Consider the following 17158-nt stretch of genomic DNA (forward strand, 5'->3'; position numbering starts at 1 on the left):
TTGGTTGCCCCTCAATTTGACGGGGGGTAGTGCCGTATCAATCTCAATTGCCGTAGCCATGCGCGAAAGAGAGGAGCGATGCCGATTGGGATGTGGCCGGCAGCGCGCATCTCGGCCGCCAGCGCGAACAGGGTTTTCTGTTTGGCGAAGACGCCGCGATAGGCGGCCCGTAGGCTCAGCGTCGGGTCCCAGAATTCGATGGCTTCCGATCGGGCGCCGTTGATCTCGATAATCTGGAATTCTCCCCGACGCAGGGCGTCTTCGCTGCTGAAACGTACGTTCAGGCGGCCAAAATGGAAGCCGTTCATCGAATTTGCGATGGCCTCGACCTTCTGTTCGAGATCCGGAGTGTTCAGTCGCATGGCGTTTTCATAACGCCTGCCGACGCGCAGGGAGGCGACCGTGCCGAGGACGACCCTTTCGCCGGATGCGGGGACGCCGAGGGGGCCCTAATGCGGGAGCATTTCGGGTGGGGCTGACATAAGGGGCCCGTCCATCCTGGTGAAGCCGACGGCCAGGGGGGGGCCGCGTGGAAGGGTTGCCCGACCGCGCAGATTGAAGGTGGACTTCCATCCGGCCAACATACAATATCGTGATCGTAATTGATCTCTGTATGGAATGACTGACAAGCGCGGAGTTTTCGAATGACGACGATGATCCCCAAGGAGGGCCGGGAAGATTTGCTGGAGCGCGGCTATTCCCGTCGCCAGTTCGGCCGGATCGCAGCCCTGCTTGGCATGCCGGTGGCTGCGGCGGCTGCACTGCCGCACCTGATGGGACAGGCGCGGGCTGTCGCTCCTGCAATTCCCGAGATGCATCGGCCCGATAAATCCGGCATGGTGCGTATTGCCTCCAACGAATGCTGGACCGGGCCGTTCCCGTCCGCCGCTGAAGCCGGTGCCGCGGTGATCAAGGAGGGAAACCGTTATGAGCCCTCGCATCTTCGAGACAATTTGATCGATACGGCGGCCAAGGTTGAGGGACTGCCCGCCACGCATATTTTGCCGTGGCCGGGGTCGAGCGATCCGCTTTCGCGTGTTGTCGTCACATTCTGCTCGCCCACGCGGGGATTGGTCACGGCCGATCCGACTTTTGAGGCGGCCTGGCGGACGGGGGCGTGGCTGAACGTCAAGGTGACCAAGGTGCCGCTGAGCGCGCGGAACAATTATGCTGCCGACGTGCGAGCCATGCTCAAGGCAGATCCGAATGCTGGCCTGTATTATATCTGCTCGCCCAATAACCCGACCGGCACGTTGACCCCGATCGAGGATATTGCGTGGCTGGTGGACAACAAACCAGCGGGTGCCGTGGTTGTTGTGGACGAAGCCTATCTGCACTTTGCGGGGACGAAGAGCGCGGCATATCTTGTGGCCCAAAACAAGGATGTTGTCGTTCTGCGCACATTCTCGAAGCTGTTCGGGATGGCGGGTCTGCGCCTGGGATTCAGTTTCGCGCGGCCGGACCTGCATGCGCGCATGATGCGCTATGACGGGCAGAGCCAGAGCGGTACCCTGTCGATCGTCGCTCTGGCAATCGGTGCGTCGAGCCTGGCTCAGGCTGAAAATATCGTGGCACGCCGCAAGGAGATGGTTGCCGCGCGCGAAGAGACGTTCGATTATCTGCGCAAGCGCAAGATCGCGTTCATCCCCAGCAACGCCAACATGTTCATGGTGAACTGGAACCAGCCTGCCCACCATGTGAAGGAGCAGTACGCCGCGCAGGGGATCGATATCGGTCGCAGCTGGCCGATCTGGCCCAATATGTCGCGTATTACGGTCGGATCGGCTGATGAGATGAAGAAGTTCTGCGCGGCGACCGACAAGGTCTTCGCCTGATTATCATCGGTTGAGACGTGGGCGAGGTGGGCCAATCCGGCCGCCTCGCCGGAATGTGGTGGGGCTGTATCCGTTCATGTGGGTTACGGATACAGCCCCGTTTTTATGCGTGGTCTATTTTGAGGGCGATGTGTCGGGCTGTATGGCCAATGCGGGAAATTTGAGGGATGCCTGACGTTTTTCCGTGACCGGCAATGCGGTCTTGGCTGGAGACGCGCCGTTTTCACGCATGAGAAACGCGACCAGGGCGGTGGCGTCTTCCGGCGACAGCGTGCCGGGGGCCATCAGTGGCATGGCACGCTGGATATAGCCCGTCAGGCGAGAAAGGGGAGTTCCGGCCCAGCTTGCCACCAGCCGTCCTTTGAGGGACGGCGTCTGGAAATTTCCACTCAGATCGGCACCATGGCACATGGTGCAGGCTCTCTGGTAGAGATCCGCTCCACTTTGCGCCTGCTCGGCGGTGAATGACGGAATCGAAGAGGCCACAGGCCTGGCGGCGTGAAGTGGGGAGGCGGAGGCGACGTACAGGGCCATTGCACCCAACGTGCCTAAAGGCATGAGGCGAAAAAAAAGCTTGCGGGGCATGAGTCAGCCTTCCGAAAGGGGCGAACGGGCGAACAGGTCTGCCAGAACCTTAATGGCCCGTTCCGATTCGGAGCGGTCTGGATGTTCGAAGGAATTTCCGACGCTGCCCATTTCGCCTTCGTTATTCAGGTCGTATGCCTGAACCATCAGCCCATCCGTCTTTGAGACTGCTGAGGCGCCCTGATAATGCAGGCCGTATGGAAGGTCCGGACGGGGGGGCAGCCAGGCGGTCTGTCCCCTTACGGGGATCAGGCTCTTGTCGTTCCACCAGTCGCGTGCCGCATAGCCGGGGCAATTGATGATCACCTTCTCCGGCAGGGATGTCAGTTCGCTGGGGTCGTGGAATTCCCGGATCACGACATGGCCGCCCGCCTGGAAGAATTCCGACATCAGCAGATGCCCATAGGAGGCGAAATTGTAGAGCATGAGGGTGTTGCGCTTGGCATAGGGGGCGGCAAAGGGATTTTCCGACGGGTGCAGTTCTTCAGGCGCCGGCACGATATCCTTGATGCGATCCGAGTAGCGCGCGAACTCCGTGCCATGCTGGGGCATGCCGGTGGATGCATAATCGCCTGTGCGGCCATCCGGATTTTCCTCGTGGGGTGTGTTGAACGGCCGGTCGGACAGCACAAAATGTTCGATGAATTCGACAGGGTTACCGGGAAGGCCGAGATAGTCGCGATAGGTGGCCCATGATATCCGCGCCATCCTTTCCCACAGATCGGCGAAGTCCGGCCCTGCGGGTGCCGTCAGGGAAATGCGGGAATCCGGTGTCCAGCTACCATTGGCGCGAACCGAGCGGGTCCGGGGCAGGAGGTCCTTGGTATAGATCGTGACGTCGAATCCGGCGCGTTGCGCCGTCAGGGCGGTGGTGAGGCCTATGATGCCGCAGCCGATCACCGCGACTTTGCGTTGCAGGGTGGTGGAGGCCTTTTCGACCACCAAGCTCGCCGATCCCTAGGAAAGGGACCACCCGCTGCCACCGTGCCCGTAATTATGGAAAACGAGTTTGCTCCCCACATGTTCGACATCAAAGCGCGGCCCCATCGGACGGAAAGGGCGTAGGCAGACTTTGATATCGGTGATCTGGTCGGCACGCAGGTCGAATGGCTGAAGCCTGATACTCTGCCTCCGCGGCGTGAACGCCTGAGTGGGAGAGACGGGTGGGGTCTGGGCATGGAGGCGGCTGCCTGCGAGGGCCCCGACGAGACTGCAGGCGGAGGCGCCTGCGACAAGATGCCTCCGCCCGATATTTCTGTTTCCATTGGTCATATGCACGTAGCCTAGTGGAAAAATAGCGCCGGGGAAGGGCATTATGCCCGTCCCCGCATCCGCAAGAACGGATGTCAGAATGTGGCATTCACGCGCCCATAATAATACCCACCCGTGATAGGGACCTGCGACGAGCTGGCGTCATACACGGCGGTGCCGCCGCTATTGAGGATGTCAGGCAGCCGGCGCGGGCGCACATTGAAGACGTTATTCGCGCCAACCGCGAAGTGCCAGTGGCGGTCGAAGCGATAGCCGATTTCGAGATCCGTCAGCCAGCGCGGCGTGTTCTTGAACTGGCCGAAGCAGGAATTGGAGTAGCGTAGGGCTCCGCCGCTTGCGCAGGTGAGCGCGCCGTTCGTCCAGTCCTGATAGGTCATCATATCCGTCGTTTCGCCGTAGCGGGTCTGGCGCACGTTGATGTCCCATTTCCCGATCGTATAATAGGCATTTAGGATGATCTTGCTGCGCGGATAGGCGGTCGTGAGATACCCTATGGTCTGGGCATTGAGCAGGGACCTGCCGTTCGCGTCTGTGGCGGCATGATGCAGGCGCGTGCGGTTCAGGTCCAGCGCCATGGAGAGCATCAGGTTGCCGTAACGGTGCAGGTGGAACGTGTAGTCGGCCTTGATGTCGAGGCCCTGGGTCCGTGTGCTGCCGATATTGGCGAAATAATAGGCCGACACGTTCTGCGGATCGATATCGTTGACCGGCAGGACATAGCCCATCGCCTGGATGGCATTGATGGCGGTCAGCCCCTTGGTCACGCCGCCCTGGCCGATACGGTTGCGGAGGTTGATCTGATAGACGTCCGCTTCGACATGGAAGCCATCAACCGGTTCGACGACGAGGCCGCCGCTGGCATTGACCGAATATTCCGGTTTCAGCGGCTGGGCGCCGAGAAGCGCGGCTGCGGCGGAGCTGACGGGGAGCAGGCCGGCCGCACCTGTCGGGCTGACGCTCATGGTGCTGAAATGCTGCTCCGCCATCGTGGGGGCGCGGAAGCCTGTGCTGATGGTGCCGCGTACGGCAATCCGCTTCGTGATGTCGTAGCGGGTCGAGACCTTGCCGTTCTGGGTATTGCCGACGTCGGTATAATGCTCGGAACGTCCCGCGAAATCGAGATCCCAGTTCTTCAGGAGACGGAAATCGCCATCGATATAGGCGGCCCAGATATCACGACTCCAGTTGCCGGCGCTTTGCGGTGCGATGCCGACATAGCCCTGCGTGCCGCCGACCTGGTAGGAAGCGGGTTCACCAGCCACGATTTCGTAGGTTTCCAGGCGATGTTCGCCGCCAAAGGCCAGGGTCATCGGCACGGTGTGGAAGATGTCGATATGCCGCCGGAAGTCCAGATTGTTGGTCCACTGGGCGTTGCGGTAGCTCTGGGTGTGTACCGTGGTCGGCGAATAGCCGCAGCCGGTGGTTGAGATGTTCGCGACGTTACCGTTGTTGCATCGGCTGCTCAGTAGCCCCGGATTGGCTGTGTGCTTGTTGCCGATATTGTCTTCATCCGCGCCATATTGGGTGCTGAGGTCCCAGTCGAACCCGAGGAAATCGTGGCCCTTGATGCCGAGCATGGCCGCGTAGTCATTTTCCTCGATCGTTTCCAGAGGCGAGAAGCCGGCGGGGTAGAGCGTCGGTGCGATGGTCGGAATACGGTAGTTCTGGATCGCTTCCGCATGACGGTGACCGTAGGTGATCTGCCCGTAGAAATCGACCTTCTTGCCGATCGGTTTTCCGAAATCGATACCCAGATTCTCGCGCGTTTCCTCCGGCGTGCTCATGATCTTGTTCGAGTCGAGGGGAAGTTTGAGCGGGTTGGCGACGATGCCGTTATAATAGCCGCTGGTGGTGGCCCCTTGCGGCCAGTAGCCGAGAAGACGGTGGTCCTTGGTACCTTTCGGAACGAAATGGTCGGTATGGTAGACCTGTCCGCTCAGATGCATGTAGCCGTCATTGCCGAGCTTGAACCCGCCATCGGCGTTGACCTGATATTGCCAGCCGTCGCCGTTATAGGCGTTCGCGCCGGTCTGCGCCGAAACGTTGAGGCCTTGGCTGGTCTTCTTGGTGATGATATTGACCACGCCGGCAATGGCGTCCGAACCGTACATGGCTGCCGCGCCATCTTCCAGCACCTCGATATGGTCGATCATGTTGGCAGGGATCATGTTCAGGTCGACGCCGGTTGCGCCGAAGCTCGGACCGGAGTTCTGGATGATGTTGGCCGTCACGTGACGGCGCTTGCCATCCACCAGGACGAGAACCTGATTGGGGTTGAGGCCACGCATGCGGATCGAGGAGGTAAGGGCTGCGGTGTCGCTGCCTTTGGCCTGGATGTTGATAGAGGCATAGGTGCGCGTCAGCGCGTCCGCCAGGTTCAATTGTCCCGAACGGGTCAGGGTGGCCGCGGTGACGACCGAGACCGGCGAGGTGCTTTGGCGGGCGTGGCGGTTGCTGTCGTGGGTGCCGGTCACGATCACGGCTTCGCCCGCATCGGGCGGTGCCTGATAGGGAGCGACGGGGGGCGCTATAGCGGGAATGGGGGCAGGGGGCGCCCCGGCGGAGACAGCCGGCGTGCTGGTCACTTTCCGACTCTTCGTGGCAGGGCGATGGCCGGTTGTGGAGGCTGCGGATGTCGTGGCGGTCTGAGCGATCGCGCTGGCGACGTCGCACTGGATAGCAAGAATTGTAGCTGCGATCAGGCTTCGCCTTAGGGTCATAGAATTACTGTGCTCCCGCGCCATTTATTACATGGTCGAGATAACGTGAAGCGGATCGCGATTTCGTTTCAATACAAAATCATGTTGCGTGCAACGAATTTGTTCTGGGCACAAGCATTGTTGCATATATATCGCATCTGACATTTGTTGTTGTCATGTTGAAATAAAATGAAAGAAAAGACGTGCAATGTCACATTCAATGGTGCAGGGAATCTGGATTGTTTTATTGTTTTTTATATATAGAATTAGAGTTTTTATCCCTGTTGGGGTGGGGTGCCGCCAGCGAGCCGTTTGAAATAGCCGTTCAGTCTTTCAATGTCCGACCGAGCCGTGATCGTTGCGCCAGACGTAATCCTGCATCGCAGATGCCAGGCGCTCGGCCTCGTCCACACGGAATTTCACGATGTCGCCGATGCTCACGATCGCGATGACGGTACCGTTGTCGATAATGGGGAGATGACGTGCCCGGCAATCGGTCATCTTGCGCCCGACTTTCAGGATCTGTTCATCCAGCGTTGTCGTCGGCACGTTGCGGGTCATGATGTCGCGGGCCGTCAGATGGGCCACGTCCATGCCGTGGCCGGCCAGTGCGGCGACGAGGTCGCGTTCCGATACCAGGCCGCGGAGATGGGCGTGCTCGTCGAGCACGGGAACGGCACCGATCCGGTTCCGTGTCATCAGGCTGGCGATTTCGCGGATTGGTGTGTCTTCATGCACGGTGAAGAGATGGCGGTCCTTGCTTTCCAGGGCCTGGAGAACGGTAGCGGTCATGACGTCTTCTCCTTTTTTCGGATTATTGATGTGGCGTGTGCGTCGCGGACCTGTCCGTATCGCTCAGATGGGAACCGCCATGGAAAAAGACAGGGCGTGGGGGCGGCATCCGCTTATTCCCTGTACAGGATGTCGTGAGGCGCAGCGGGGCGCAGGCTGGCTTCACGCATGATGGGCGCGGGCTGCAGGAGCGAGCGGGTCTGTCGGACGAGCGTTTCGGGAAAGAGTCCGGCCAGGACGGTAATGATGGCCAGGATGGCGATCAGGCCGGCATTGGCGGGTGTGCCGCGTGCCGCGCGGTGCACTTCCGGGGCTGGTTCCATCATCGCGCGTACGATGTTCAGGTAATAATAGAGCCCGATGATGCTGCTTGCGACGAGCGCGACCAGCAGCACGATCCGGCGCGCCGACACACCGGCGATCACGATATAGGTCTTGGCGAAAAATCCGATGGCTGGTGGGATGCCTGCCAATGAGATCAGCATGATGGCCATGGCGAGCGCCAGCGCGGGGCGACGGCGGAACATGCCGCGCCAACCGGCGATGTCCGCAGGGACGGATGCCCCCCCGAGTGCTGCGAATGCGCCGGACGTTGCGGCGGCGTATGCCGCCAGGTAGACGGCGGCGCTGGTGAGGCCGAACGGCCCGGGAGACAGAAGGGCGAGCAGCAGGTAGCCGACATGCGCGATGGACGACCCGGCCAGCAGGCGCTTGAGATTGCTTTGCCCCAGCGCCAGCAGGTTTCCGCCGAACATGCTCAGCACGGCGACGATGGCGAGTTCCGTGCCGGCTGCGTCGGGACGGAGCAGATCGGCCCCTGCGAAATAGCGTGCCAGGGCCGCGAAGAGGGCAATCTTGGAAGTGACGGCGATAAAAGACGCGACCGGTATGGGGGCGCCCTCCATGACGTCGGGGAGCCAGGTGTGGAAGGGCACGGCCGAGAGCTTGAAGAACAGACCGGTCAGCACCAAAGCCGTTGCCGCCAGGGGCAGCGCCGGCCCTTCCGGCCCCTCCAGAGAGGGTGCTGCAAAGTGCAGGCTGCCGCTGTCGGCGTAGGAGAGTGCGAGGCCGAACAGGAGGGTCGCCGATGAGAGGCCGGCCAGGATCAGATATTTGATCGCGGCTTCGTCGGCCGTGGGATGGGTGCGGTGCCAGGCGATCAGGCCCAGCAGCGACAGGCTCAGTGTCTCCAGCCCCAGGAAGAAGATCACCATGTCCGCGCTGCCGGCCATGACCAGCGCGCCGAGCGTGCCGAGCAGTAGCAGCAGGTAGAATTCGTCGGAAGACGTGCCGGTCTCCCGCCATGCCATGATCATGGTGGCGGCCGAGGAAAGCAGGATGAGCGCGGCAATGTAGGTGAACCATCCGTCGGGTACGAACAGCATGCCCGTAGGATCGCCCGGCCAGGGGAGGAGGGGCCACCACAGGCTGGCAAAGGCCAGCAGCAGCGTTGCCAGCGCAATGAGGATGGCGCGTGCTTCGGATCGGCGCCACGCGCTGCACAGCAGCAGGAGTGCGATGCCGCCGCCCAGGATCGGTAGCGAGGGTGGCAGACCCGAAAGCAGGGTGGTCATGGGTGGGGACCTTCCGGCTGCGGCGTGGCGTGGGCGGGCGCCGGCAATGACAGGTCCAGGACCGGTTGGGGATAGGTGCCCAGCACCAGCAGAAGGGCCATAGTCAGGCCCAGCACCGTCATCTGCCGGGGGCCGAAATCCGCCGGCGGTGGTGTGTGGGTGGTCCCCTGGCCTGCATGGGGCGGCCCCAGGAAGGCGCGGCCGACCATGGTGAGGGAATAGACCGCCGAGAGTACCAGCCCGACAGTGCCGAGGATCGCCATCGGCGGGCTGACGCGCCAGGTGGCGAGCAGGGTCAGGAATTCGCCGACGAAATTGCCCATGCCCGGCAGGCCGAGCGATGCGATGGCGAAGAACAGGCCAACGGAGGAGAGATGCGGCAGGGCCTGCCACAGGCCGCCCATGCGGCGCATGTCGCGCGTGTGCAGCCGGTCCTGCAGTGAGCCGGCGATGACGAACAGGGCGCCGGTGCTCAGCCCGTGCGCCACCATCTGCACCACCGCGCCGCGCATGCCCATGGGCGAGCCGGAGAAGATGCCCAGCAGCACGAAGCCCAGATGGCTCACGCTGCTGTAGGCGATCAGCCGCTTCATGTCGTCCTGTGCCAGTGATAGCCACGCGCCGTACAGAATGCCGGCCACGCCCAGCGCCAGGGCCACGGGCGCGAACCGGGTCGCAGCCTCGGGGAACAGCAAAACGACGAAACGGATCAACCCGTAGCCGCCGGTTTTCAGCAGGATGCCGGCCAGCAGCACGCTGCCGGCGGTAGGGGCCTGGGTATGGGTATCGGGCAGCCAGACATGCAGAGGCACCACCGGCAGCTTGACGGCGAAGGCGATGAAGAAGCCCAGCATCAGCACCATGGCGGCCGTTGGCATCAGGGGCGTGTCGGCGAGGGCGAAGTAATCGAAGGTGACGATGCCCGTGGCGTGCTGATGCAGGATGACGAGGCCCAGGATGGCGACCAGCATCAGCAGGCCGCTGCCCTGCGTGAACAGGAAGAACTTGATGGCGGCGCGACGCCGGTCCTCATGCCCCCATTGCAGGATCAGCACATACATCGGTACCAGCATCAGTTCCCAGAAGAAGAAGAACAGGAAGAGGTCGGTGGCCAGGAAGACACCGTTGATGCCGGCGATGGTCGCCAGAAGCAGCAGGTTGAAGAGGCCCGGTCGTTCACCGACGTCGCGTGCCGACAGGATTACGCACGGAAAGGACAGGAGGGTCGTCAGCCACAGCATCACGAGGCTCAGACCGTCCATATCCATGCGCGCGGCGATGCCCAGCGCCGGAATCCAGGGCGCGGAGAAATGGGCGAGCCATGGGCCGTGGCCCCAATCGGCCGTGCGGGTGATGACGAGCAACAGCAGCGCCTGCAACAGGATGGTTGTGATCGCAACCCACCAGGACAGGGACGATGCCTGTCTGCTCCGGTCGGACAGCCACGCGGCGAGGCCACCGGCTGCCGGCAGCAGGATGAGGGCGGGTAGCGCGATCATGGCCGGATGCCCAGGCACAGGGCCACGACCGTGCCCGCCGCGATCCAGCCGGCATAGCGGCGGACCTGCCCGCTTTGCATGTGGCTGAGCATCCGGCCGCCGGCGCGGGCGGTCGCCGCCGTGGCGTCGGACAGGCGGTCGCATATATCGCTCTGGTTCAGTCGGCCGAGTGTGATGAACGGGCGCACGAGCAGCGTGTCATAGAGCGTGTCGAATCCCCAGCCGGTGCGTGCCAGGCGGGCGATTGCGTCTTCTGGCGGCCTTCGCGCCTGTGTGCGGGGTCGCCACAATAGCCATGCCACGCCGACACCGGCGAGCGGCACCAGTGAGCCCGCCCACAATAGCCATGAGGGGCCCTCGGCCATCGGTGTGCCGAACAGGGGCGACAGGAGGTGCGACAATAGATGCACCGGGGCGATGGTGTCGGGCATTTCCATCCATCCACCCGCCAGTGCGAGAATGGCGAGGCAGGCGAGGGGAATGGCCATTGTCGCGCCGGTGCGGCCCGTGGGTTCCGTGTGCCGGGTTCCGAGGAACACGATGAAGACGCAGCGGAAGATATAGATCGCCGTTGCGAAGGCGCCGAGCAGGGCGCCGGCCCAGAGCAGGGGATTGGCGTGCCACGCGCCCTGGAGAATCATCTCCTTGCTGTAGAATCCGGCCGTCAGCAGCGGCAGGCCGGCCAATGCCGCAGCCCCTGCCAGGAAGGCGACGAACACGTCCGGCATGGCGGGTGCCAGTCCGCCCATCTGGTAGATATCCTGCCGGTGATGGACGCGCAGGATGACCGCGCCGGCCGCCATGAACAGCAGGGCCTTGAAGAAGGCGTGGGTGACCAGATGGAAGATCGCCGCCTGCCAGGCGCCGGTGCCGAGGGCCAGGAACATGTAGCCGATCTGGCTCATGGTCGAATAGGCGAGGATACGCTTGATGTCGGTCTGTACCAGGGCACTGCCGGCGGCCAGCAGTAATGTGATCAATCCAACCAGTGCTACCGCCGTCATCGCGGGGGGGACCGCCATGAACAGGGGGTGCAGGCGTGCGATCAGATAGACGCCGGCGGTGACCATGGTCGCGGCATGGATCAGGGCGGAGACCGGGGTGGGACCGGCCATGGCGTCGGGTAGCCAGGTCTGGAGCGGCACTTGCGCGGATTTGGCGAGGGCGCCCCCCAGCAGCAGGAAAGCGGCCGTTGTCGGCAGCAGTTGGGCCGGGCTGGTGGCCACGATGTGCAGCAGGGCCGCGATATCCAGCGTGCCGGCCTGGGTGGCCAGCAGCAGGAGGCCGCAGAGCATCGCCGCGTCGCCGATGCGGGTGACGATAAAGGCCTTGCGCGCGGCGACGACGTTGGCGGTGTCGGTATGCCAGAAGCCGATCAGGAGATAGGAGCAGATCCCCACGCCTTCCCAGCCGATATACAGGCTCAGCAGGTCTGATGAGAAGACCAGGACCAGCATCGCCGCGACGAACAGGGTCATGCAGCCGAAGAAGCGGGCGATGTCAGGGTCGTCGTGCATATAGCCGCAGGCGTAAAGCAGGATCAGGAAGCCGACGCCGGTGACCACCAGCATCATGACCAGCGAGAGCGGGTCGAGGGCGAATGCGATCCGGGTGCTAAAGCCTTCGACCTGCATCCACGACCAGAGTGTCACATGCAGGGCGCCGGTGGGCGGAGGGGATGCCAGAAAACCGGTAGCGAGCCGGCCGGCCAGCAGGGCCGAGAGCCCGACCGATCCGGCGCCGATCACGCAGGAGGGGCGCGCAGACAGGCGGCCGGCCGAAACGAACAGGATTCCAGCCGCGAGAAGGGGGAAGACGACGATCAACGGCAGGAGCAGAGCGTCCATTTCCCTATCCCTTCAGTCGGTTGCCGGTATCGGCGTCCAGTGTCGGGCGGCCGGCGGCATGCAGGCGCAGGATGATGGCCAGCCCGACGGCGGCCTCGGCGGCGGCGAGCGACAGGATCATCAGGAACATCACCTGTCCCTGTGCCGCGTGCCAGCGCGCGCCGGCGGCGATGAAGGCCAGCGCCGCCGCGTTCAGCATGATCTCGATGGACATCAGCATCAGCAGCAGGTTGCGCCGGGCCAGCACGCCCAGCAGGCCGGTGGCGAACAGGATGGTGGCCAGCAGCAGCGCCTGAGTGGGAGAGGCGGCGCTCATCTCACGCCTCTTCTGTCGCGGTGCCGGTGCCGCGGATGTTGCTGCCGATGTGAAAGGCGCTGACCAGACCGGTGAGAAGCAGGAAGGAGGCCAGCTCCACGCTCAGCACGTAGGGTCCGTAGAGCATGATGCCGACGGCCTGCGGTCCGATCGGAACCAGGGTGTCGGGACCCGCCGTGGGCGGCAAGGCGCGCAGCGTGATACAGAGTGCGGCCAGCAGCAGGCACGCGAGGATGGCAGGGCCAATCCAGATTCCGGGTGCCATCCAGTGCCGTTCCCGGTCGCGGTCCGTCCGGCCCAGATTGAGCATCATCACCACGAAGACGAACAGCACTATAACGGCGCCCGCATAGATGATGATTTCCAGCATCGCGGCGAACGGTGCGCCCAGTGCCTGGAACACGCCGGCGAGCGACAGCAGGAGTACGACGAGATACAGCAACGCATGCACCGGGACCGCCCGCGTGATGACCATGATGGCGGCGCAGGCGGCGACCAGCGAGAAGAGGATGAAGGGGAGGTCCGACATGGTGCCTCTCCCGGCTATGGCAGCAGGGTGTGGATGTCGACGGGCGGTGCCTCGCGTTCGGCTTCGCCCTTGTCCTTGCCGGGAATTTTCACGCCGGCGACGCGGAAGAAGCTGTAGTCGGGATATTTTCCGGTGCCGCTGATCAGCAGATCTTCCTTTTCGTAGATCAGGTTCGGCCGCAGATATTCGCTCATCTCGAAATCGGGGGTGAGCTGGATGGCGTAGGTCGGGCAGGCTTCCTCGCACATGCCGCAGAAGATGCAGCGGGAGAAGTTGATCCGGAAATAGTCGGGATACCATCTGCCGTCCTGCTCGGCCTTTTGCAGGCTGATGCAGTCCACCGGGCAGGCCACGGCGCACAGATTGCAGGCCACGCACCGTTCCATGCCGTCCGGATCGCGCGAGAGGATGATGCGGCCGCGATAGCGCGGCGGCAGGGGAGGCTTGTGCTCGGGATAGCCCACCGTCACGCGGCGGTGGCCCATATGCAGGAAGGTCAGCCAGAGGGTGCGCAGGATTCCGAACATGGCATGGTCTTCCTCTATCCCGGCGCATGCAGGAGCAGGATCGCGCCGGTGGCGGCGATGTTGAGCAGGGAGAGCGGCAGCAGGATCTTCCAGCCCAGGGCCATCAGCTGGTCGTAGCGCGGGCGGGGGAGTGCCGCGCGCAGCAGGATGAACAGGCAGACCAGAGCCCCGGTCTTCAGGCCGAACCATAATGCGGGCGGCAGCAGCGGCCCCTGCCAGCCGCCCAGATACAATGTGGCCAGCAGGGCCGAAATCAGGACTACACCGGCATATTCCGCCAGGAAGAACATGCCGAACTTCATGCCCGAATATTCGGTGTGGAAGCCGGCGCCCAGTTCGTTCTCGCCTTCCGGCAAGTCGAAGGGCAGGCGGTGCGTCTCCGCCACGCCGGCGAGCGTGAACACCACGCAGCCCAGCGCCTGCGGCACGATGAACCACAGGCCGGACTGTGCCATTACGATGTCGCGCATGCTGAACGAGCCGGTCTGCATCACGACGCCCAGCACCGACAGGCCCATGAACACTTCGTAGCTGATCATCTGCGCTGCCGCGCGCATGCCGCCCAGAAGCGCGTATTTGCTGTTGGAGGCCCAGCCGGCCAGCACCACGCCGTAGACGCCCATGCCCATCATCGCCAGCACGAACAGCAGCCCGACATTCAGATTGCCGGCGATGCTCCAGAACGCGGTGACGGGCACGACGCCGAAGGACAGCAGCACCGTCATCATGCCGATCGCAGGCGCCAGCACGAACACGCCCCGATCGGCGAAGGGAGGAATCCAGTCCTGTTTGAACAGGATCTTGACGCCGTCGGCCACGGCCTGAAGGATGCCGCCCGGCCCTACGCGATTGGGGCCGTAGCGGTCCTGCCACAGGCCCAGCAGCCGTCGCTCGAACCAGGTCAGGAAGGTGGCCAGCCCCAGCAGCACTGCAAGGGTCACGCCGATGATCAGCGGCATTGGGGCGGTCATGGCGTATCGTCCCTGTGCAGTTGCACGCGGACGGGGGCGGTGAAAGCGCGGGCGGCCAGATGGGGCGGGCACAGGGCGATGCCAGATGGCAGTGCCGGATCGTGCCGGATGGGCAGGGTGAGGCGTTCGCCGGCCAGCGTCAGGCTGACCATGCCGCCATCCTGCTGTCCTGCGGGCAACGTGCCGAGGCGCAGGGTGGCTGGCGTTACGCGCGCGGCGATGGGGGGCGAGAGGGCGCTGAGTTCTTCGGTGCCGAACAGGCGGGGTTCGGGCAGCAGCAGGAGGTCGTCGAGGGCGGTGACGAAGGGGACGGGAATGTCATGATGCCATTCGGGGACCTGGGCAGGGATGCCGCCATCCAGCAGGCGCGTGCCGGCATCGCCACCCCGCATCGGGCCGCCGATTTCCTGCTGGAAGCGGTTGAGGGACTGGACGGAGTTCCAGCCGGGGGCGTGATAGAAGGGCACCAGGGCTCCGGGCATGTCCGGGGAATAGGCGCCTTCCATAGAGGGCGAGAGCGGGGTGTCGGGCGATTGCGGCAAGGGGCGGTCGTGGACGCTGATATTGGCCCGGACAGCCGTGCGACCGCTGATGCGTGCCGGTTCGCTGCGGAGCCTGCGGCCGTCGAGGCGGTATCCGGCGTCGGGCGCGGCGTCGATGATGCGGGACAGGGCCGGGATATCGTGCGCTATTGTGGCCACGATCTGGTCCAGGTTCGTCCATTCGGGTGCATCCGCGTGGGTGGCGGCCTGGGTGAACTGTTGGGTCCAGCGCCAGCTTTCCTGAACCGGCATGGTGGGGGTGAGTGCCGGCAGGAAGCGTTGGGCGCGGCCTTCGGTGTTGACCAGCGTGCCGCCGCTCTCGGCGAAACTGGCGGCCGGCAGTACGAGGTCCGCGCGTTCGGCCAGTCTTGTGGCGATATGGTCGATGACCACGAGGTGGGGCACGGCGGCCAGGAGTTCGTCCAGTGTTGCGGCATCCAGCCGGCGGGTCAGGTCGTTTTCCACCACCACCAGCGTGCCGATGTGCCCTGTGCGGGCCATGGTGCGCACCGCGTCGAGCGGGATACCGCCTGTCAGAGCCATGCCCATGCTGTTGCAGTCGGGAACCACCAGTGACAGCGCCGCGTCCGCGCCGGTGGCATGCAGGGCGGTGGCGATGTTGGCGGCGGCGTGGATGAGAGCGGCGTTGGCGTATTGCAGGCCGGCGATGATCAAGGGGCGGCGGCCGGCGCGCAAGGCGGTGGCGATCGTGTCCGCCAGTCGGGATTCCGTCTCCGACAGGTCCGGCGCATCGGGCGCCGAACCGTCGAGGCGGTGGGCGACGGCGAAGCCCAGGCGCGCGATGGCGTCGGGTGCCGCGCGGTGAGCCGTGGCCGCTATCGGATCGAGGTCGGTGGCGGCGGGTGTCAGCACCATCAGCGGCGAGGGGGCGTCGGAGCCCAGCATGCGCACGGCGGCGTCCATCCAGTGCGGCACTTTCGCCGTGTCGGCGGCGGGGAAAGCAGCCCGGCGCAGGGTCTGGCGCAGGGTCAGGCTCAGGCGCGGGGCGGTGACGCAGACATCCTCGCCCAGTACCAGGACGGCGTCGGCGGATTCCATGTCGTGCAGGCTGGGGTTGCGGGCCGGCGTTGCGCGCAGGAGGGCTGGGACCTGCATGGTCAGGTTATGCTCAAGCTGCGTCAGTCCGGTCGAAAACCGGTCAGGGCCGGTAAGGCAGCGCAGGGCGAAGTTCGATTCCAGCGACGCCCGTGTCGATCCGATGCCCACGATTGGGCCGTCCTTGGCCATGACGGCGAACCGTTCCAGTGCGGTTGCCATCGAGATGGGAACGGGGATGCCGTCCTGGCGCAGGATGGGCGCGCGCAGGCGGGTGGGGGCGCTGGTGAATCCGTGGCCGTAGCGCCCGCGATCGCACAGGAAATAGCGATTGACCGCCTCGTGATAGCGATTGATCACCCGGCGGACCGTGCCTTGCCGAGCATTGACGATGGTGTTGCAGCCCACGGCGCAGTGCGCGCAGACCGAGGGTGCGCCGCGCATGTCCCATTTGCGGCTGTAGACCGCCGAGAACGGTTTGTCGGTGAAGACGCCGGTGGGGCAGACTTCCACGAGATTGCCGCTGAAGGCGCTTTCCAGCGCGCCATCTTCGTGGCGGCCGAAATAGAGGTCGTTATGGGCTGCGAAGGCCGCCAGATCCTCGCCGCCGGCATAGTCGCGATAGAAGCGTACGCAGCGATAGCAGCCGATGCAGCGATTCATTTCGTGATTGATGAACGGCCCCAGATTCTGGTTGCGGTGGGTGCGTTTGGTGAAGCGGTAGCGGCGTGAAACATGGCCGGTCATCACCGTCATGTCCTGGAGGTGGCATTCGCCGCCCTCCGGGCAGACCGGGCAGTCATGCGGGTGGTTGGTCATCAGCCATTCGACGACACCGGCGCGGAATTCCCGCGCCTGGGGATCGTCGATAGACAGGATCGCGCCGTCGGTGACCTGCGTCATGCAGGCCATGATGATGCGGCCCGTTTTGTCGTCGGGGCCGCTGAACTGCTTGATGGCGCACTGGCGGCAGGCGCCCACCGAGCCGAGGTCGGGGTGCCAGCAGAAATAGGGCAGGTCGGCACCGGCCTCCAGGCAGGCTTGCAGCAGATTCTCGTCCGTGCGGGCGGGGCAGGCGCGGCCATCGACCAGGATCGTCGCCATGGTCCCGTTC

14 protein-coding genes are annotated in these 17158 nt (G+C 64.0%); 1 reads left to right on the forward strand and 13 read right to left on the reverse strand.

All coding sequences use genetic code 11. The features are described 5' to 3' along the window. Positions 1-11 precede the first annotated feature (11 nt). Positions 12-362, reverse strand: a complete 351-nt coding sequence (locus tag HLH29_RS06285; protein ID WP_246373864.1) for a hypothetical protein — start codon at positions 360-362, stop codon at positions 12-14. A 282-nt stretch (positions 363-644) separates the two neighbouring features. On the opposite strand from HLH29_RS06285, the gene HLH29_RS06290 reads away from it, so the two are divergent. Then, positions 645-1835: a pyridoxal phosphate-dependent aminotransferase gene (locus HLH29_RS06290; RefSeq protein WP_182965100.1), complete on the forward strand. Its 1191-nt coding sequence runs from the start codon at positions 645-647 to the stop codon at positions 1833-1835. A gap of 114 nt (positions 1836-1949) precedes the next feature. Here HLH29_RS06290 and HLH29_RS06295 read toward each other — a convergent pair whose 3' ends face one another. From HLH29_RS06295 to nuoG, 12 genes are all read right to left on the reverse strand, one after another. Then, positions 1950-2420 carry a c-type cytochrome gene (locus HLH29_RS06295; RefSeq protein ID WP_182965101.1) on the reverse strand — a complete coding sequence of 157 codons (471 nt, stop codon included), beginning with the start codon at positions 2418-2420 and terminating at the stop codon, positions 1950-1952. Positions 2421-2423: 3 nt separating this feature from the next. Next, complete coding sequence (locus HLH29_RS06300) at positions 2424-3362, reverse strand: FAD-dependent oxidoreductase (RefSeq protein ID WP_338030189.1); 939 nt, start codon at positions 3360-3362, stop codon at positions 2424-2426. Between the two features lie 404 nt (positions 3363-3766). Beyond that, the gene (locus tag HLH29_RS06305) at positions 3767-6412 is read right to left on the reverse strand and encodes a TonB-dependent receptor plug domain-containing protein (RefSeq protein ID WP_182965102.1); all 2646 of its coding nucleotides are present in this window, start codon (positions 6410-6412) and stop codon (positions 3767-3769) included. Positions 6413-6724: 312 nt separating this feature from the next. Further along, on the reverse strand, positions 6725-7183 hold the full coding sequence (locus HLH29_RS06310) for a CBS domain-containing protein (protein ID WP_182965103.1): 459 nt from the start codon (positions 7181-7183) through the stop codon (positions 6725-6727). Positions 7184-7296: 113 nt separating this feature from the next. Further along, complete coding sequence (locus HLH29_RS06315) at positions 7297-8757, reverse strand: NADH-quinone oxidoreductase subunit N (protein ID WP_182965104.1); 1461 nt, start codon at positions 8755-8757, stop codon at positions 7297-7299. Next, positions 8754-10256 carry a complex I subunit 4 family protein gene (locus tag HLH29_RS06320; protein ID WP_182965105.1) on the reverse strand — a complete coding sequence of 501 codons (1503 nt, stop codon included), beginning with the start codon at positions 10254-10256 and terminating at the stop codon, positions 8754-8756. Before HLH29_RS06320 ends, HLH29_RS06315 begins: the two co-directional genes overlap by 4 nt. After that, positions 10253-12103: an NADH-quinone oxidoreductase subunit L gene (gene nuoL / locus HLH29_RS06325; RefSeq protein ID WP_182965106.1), complete on the reverse strand. Its 1851-nt coding sequence runs from the start codon at positions 12101-12103 to the stop codon at positions 10253-10255. The genes HLH29_RS06320 and nuoL overlap by 4 nt, the downstream gene beginning before the upstream one ends. 4 nt (positions 12104-12107) lie before the next feature. Beyond that, the gene (nuoK, locus tag HLH29_RS06330) at positions 12108-12419 is read right to left on the reverse strand and encodes an NADH-quinone oxidoreductase subunit NuoK (protein ID WP_182965107.1); all 312 of its coding nucleotides are present in this window, start codon (positions 12417-12419) and stop codon (positions 12108-12110) included. Position 12420: 1 nt separating this feature from the next. Next, positions 12421-12948: an NADH-quinone oxidoreductase subunit J gene (nuoJ, locus tag HLH29_RS06335; RefSeq protein WP_182965108.1), complete on the reverse strand. Its 528-nt coding sequence runs from the start codon at positions 12946-12948 to the stop codon at positions 12421-12423. A gap of 14 nt (positions 12949-12962) precedes the next feature. After that, positions 12963-13475 (reverse strand): NADH-quinone oxidoreductase subunit NuoI, encoded by a 513-nt coding sequence (gene nuoI, locus HLH29_RS06340; protein WP_182965109.1) that lies wholly within the window; start codon positions 13473-13475, stop codon positions 12963-12965. Positions 13476-13489: 14 nt separating this feature from the next. Then, positions 13490-14446, reverse strand: coding sequence for an NADH-quinone oxidoreductase subunit NuoH (gene nuoH, locus HLH29_RS06345; RefSeq protein ID WP_182965110.1), 957 nt, complete (start codon positions 14444-14446; stop codon positions 13490-13492). Beyond that, on the reverse strand, positions 14443-17148 hold the full coding sequence (gene nuoG / locus HLH29_RS06350; RefSeq protein WP_182965111.1) for an NADH-quinone oxidoreductase subunit NuoG: 2706 nt from the start codon (positions 17146-17148) through the stop codon (positions 14443-14445). The genes nuoH and nuoG overlap by 4 nt, the downstream gene beginning before the upstream one ends. Positions 17149-17158 lie beyond the last annotated feature (10 nt).

Source organism: Gluconacetobacter tumulicola (genome assembly GCF_014174215.1).
Classification (GTDB): Bacteria; Pseudomonadota; Alphaproteobacteria; order Acetobacterales; family Acetobacteraceae; genus Gluconacetobacter; species Gluconacetobacter tumulicola.

Bases quoted from the DNA above. Each gene is read 5' to 3' on its own strand.
- nuoG (WP_182965111.1), bottom strand. From the start codon at position 17,148: ATGGCGACGATCCTGGTCGATGGCCGCGCCTGCCCCGCCCGCACGGAC.
- nuoL (WP_182965106.1), bottom strand. From the start codon at position 12,103: ATGGACGCTCTGCTCCTGCCGTTGATCGTCGTCTTCCCCCTTCTCGCG.
- HLH29_RS06320 (WP_182965105.1), bottom strand. From the start codon at position 10,256: ATGATCGCGCTACCCGCCCTCATCCTGCTGCCGGCAGCCGGTGGCCTC.
- HLH29_RS06290 (WP_182965100.1), top strand. From the start codon at position 645: ATGACGACGATGATCCCCAAGGAGGGCCGGGAAGATTTGCTGGAGCGC.
- HLH29_RS06305 (WP_182965102.1), bottom strand. From the start codon at position 6,412: ATGACCCTAAGGCGAAGCCTGATCGCAGCTACAATTCTTGCTATCCAG.
- HLH29_RS06285 (WP_246373864.1), bottom strand. From the start codon at position 362: ATGCGACTGAACACTCCGGATCTCGAACAGAAGGTCGAGGCCATCGCA.
- nuoI (WP_182965109.1), bottom strand. From the start codon at position 13,475: ATGTTCGGAATCCTGCGCACCCTCTGGCTGACCTTCCTGCATATGGGC.
- nuoK (WP_182965107.1), bottom strand. From the start codon at position 12,419: ATGAGCGCCGCCTCTCCCACTCAGGCGCTGCTGCTGGCCACCATCCTG.
- HLH29_RS06295 (WP_182965101.1), bottom strand. From the start codon at position 2,420: ATGCCCCGCAAGCTTTTTTTTCGCCTCATGCCTTTAGGCACGTTGGGT.
- HLH29_RS06315 (WP_182965104.1), bottom strand. From the start codon at position 8,757: ATGACCACCCTGCTTTCGGGTCTGCCACCCTCGCTACCGATCCTGGGC.
- nuoH (WP_182965110.1), bottom strand. From the start codon at position 14,446: ATGACCGCCCCAATGCCGCTGATCATCGGCGTGACCCTTGCAGTGCTG.
- nuoJ (WP_182965108.1), bottom strand. From the start codon at position 12,948: ATGTCGGACCTCCCCTTCATCCTCTTCTCGCTGGTCGCCGCCTGCGCC.
- HLH29_RS06310 (WP_182965103.1), bottom strand. From the start codon at position 7,183: ATGACCGCTACCGTTCTCCAGGCCCTGGAAAGCAAGGACCGCCATCTC.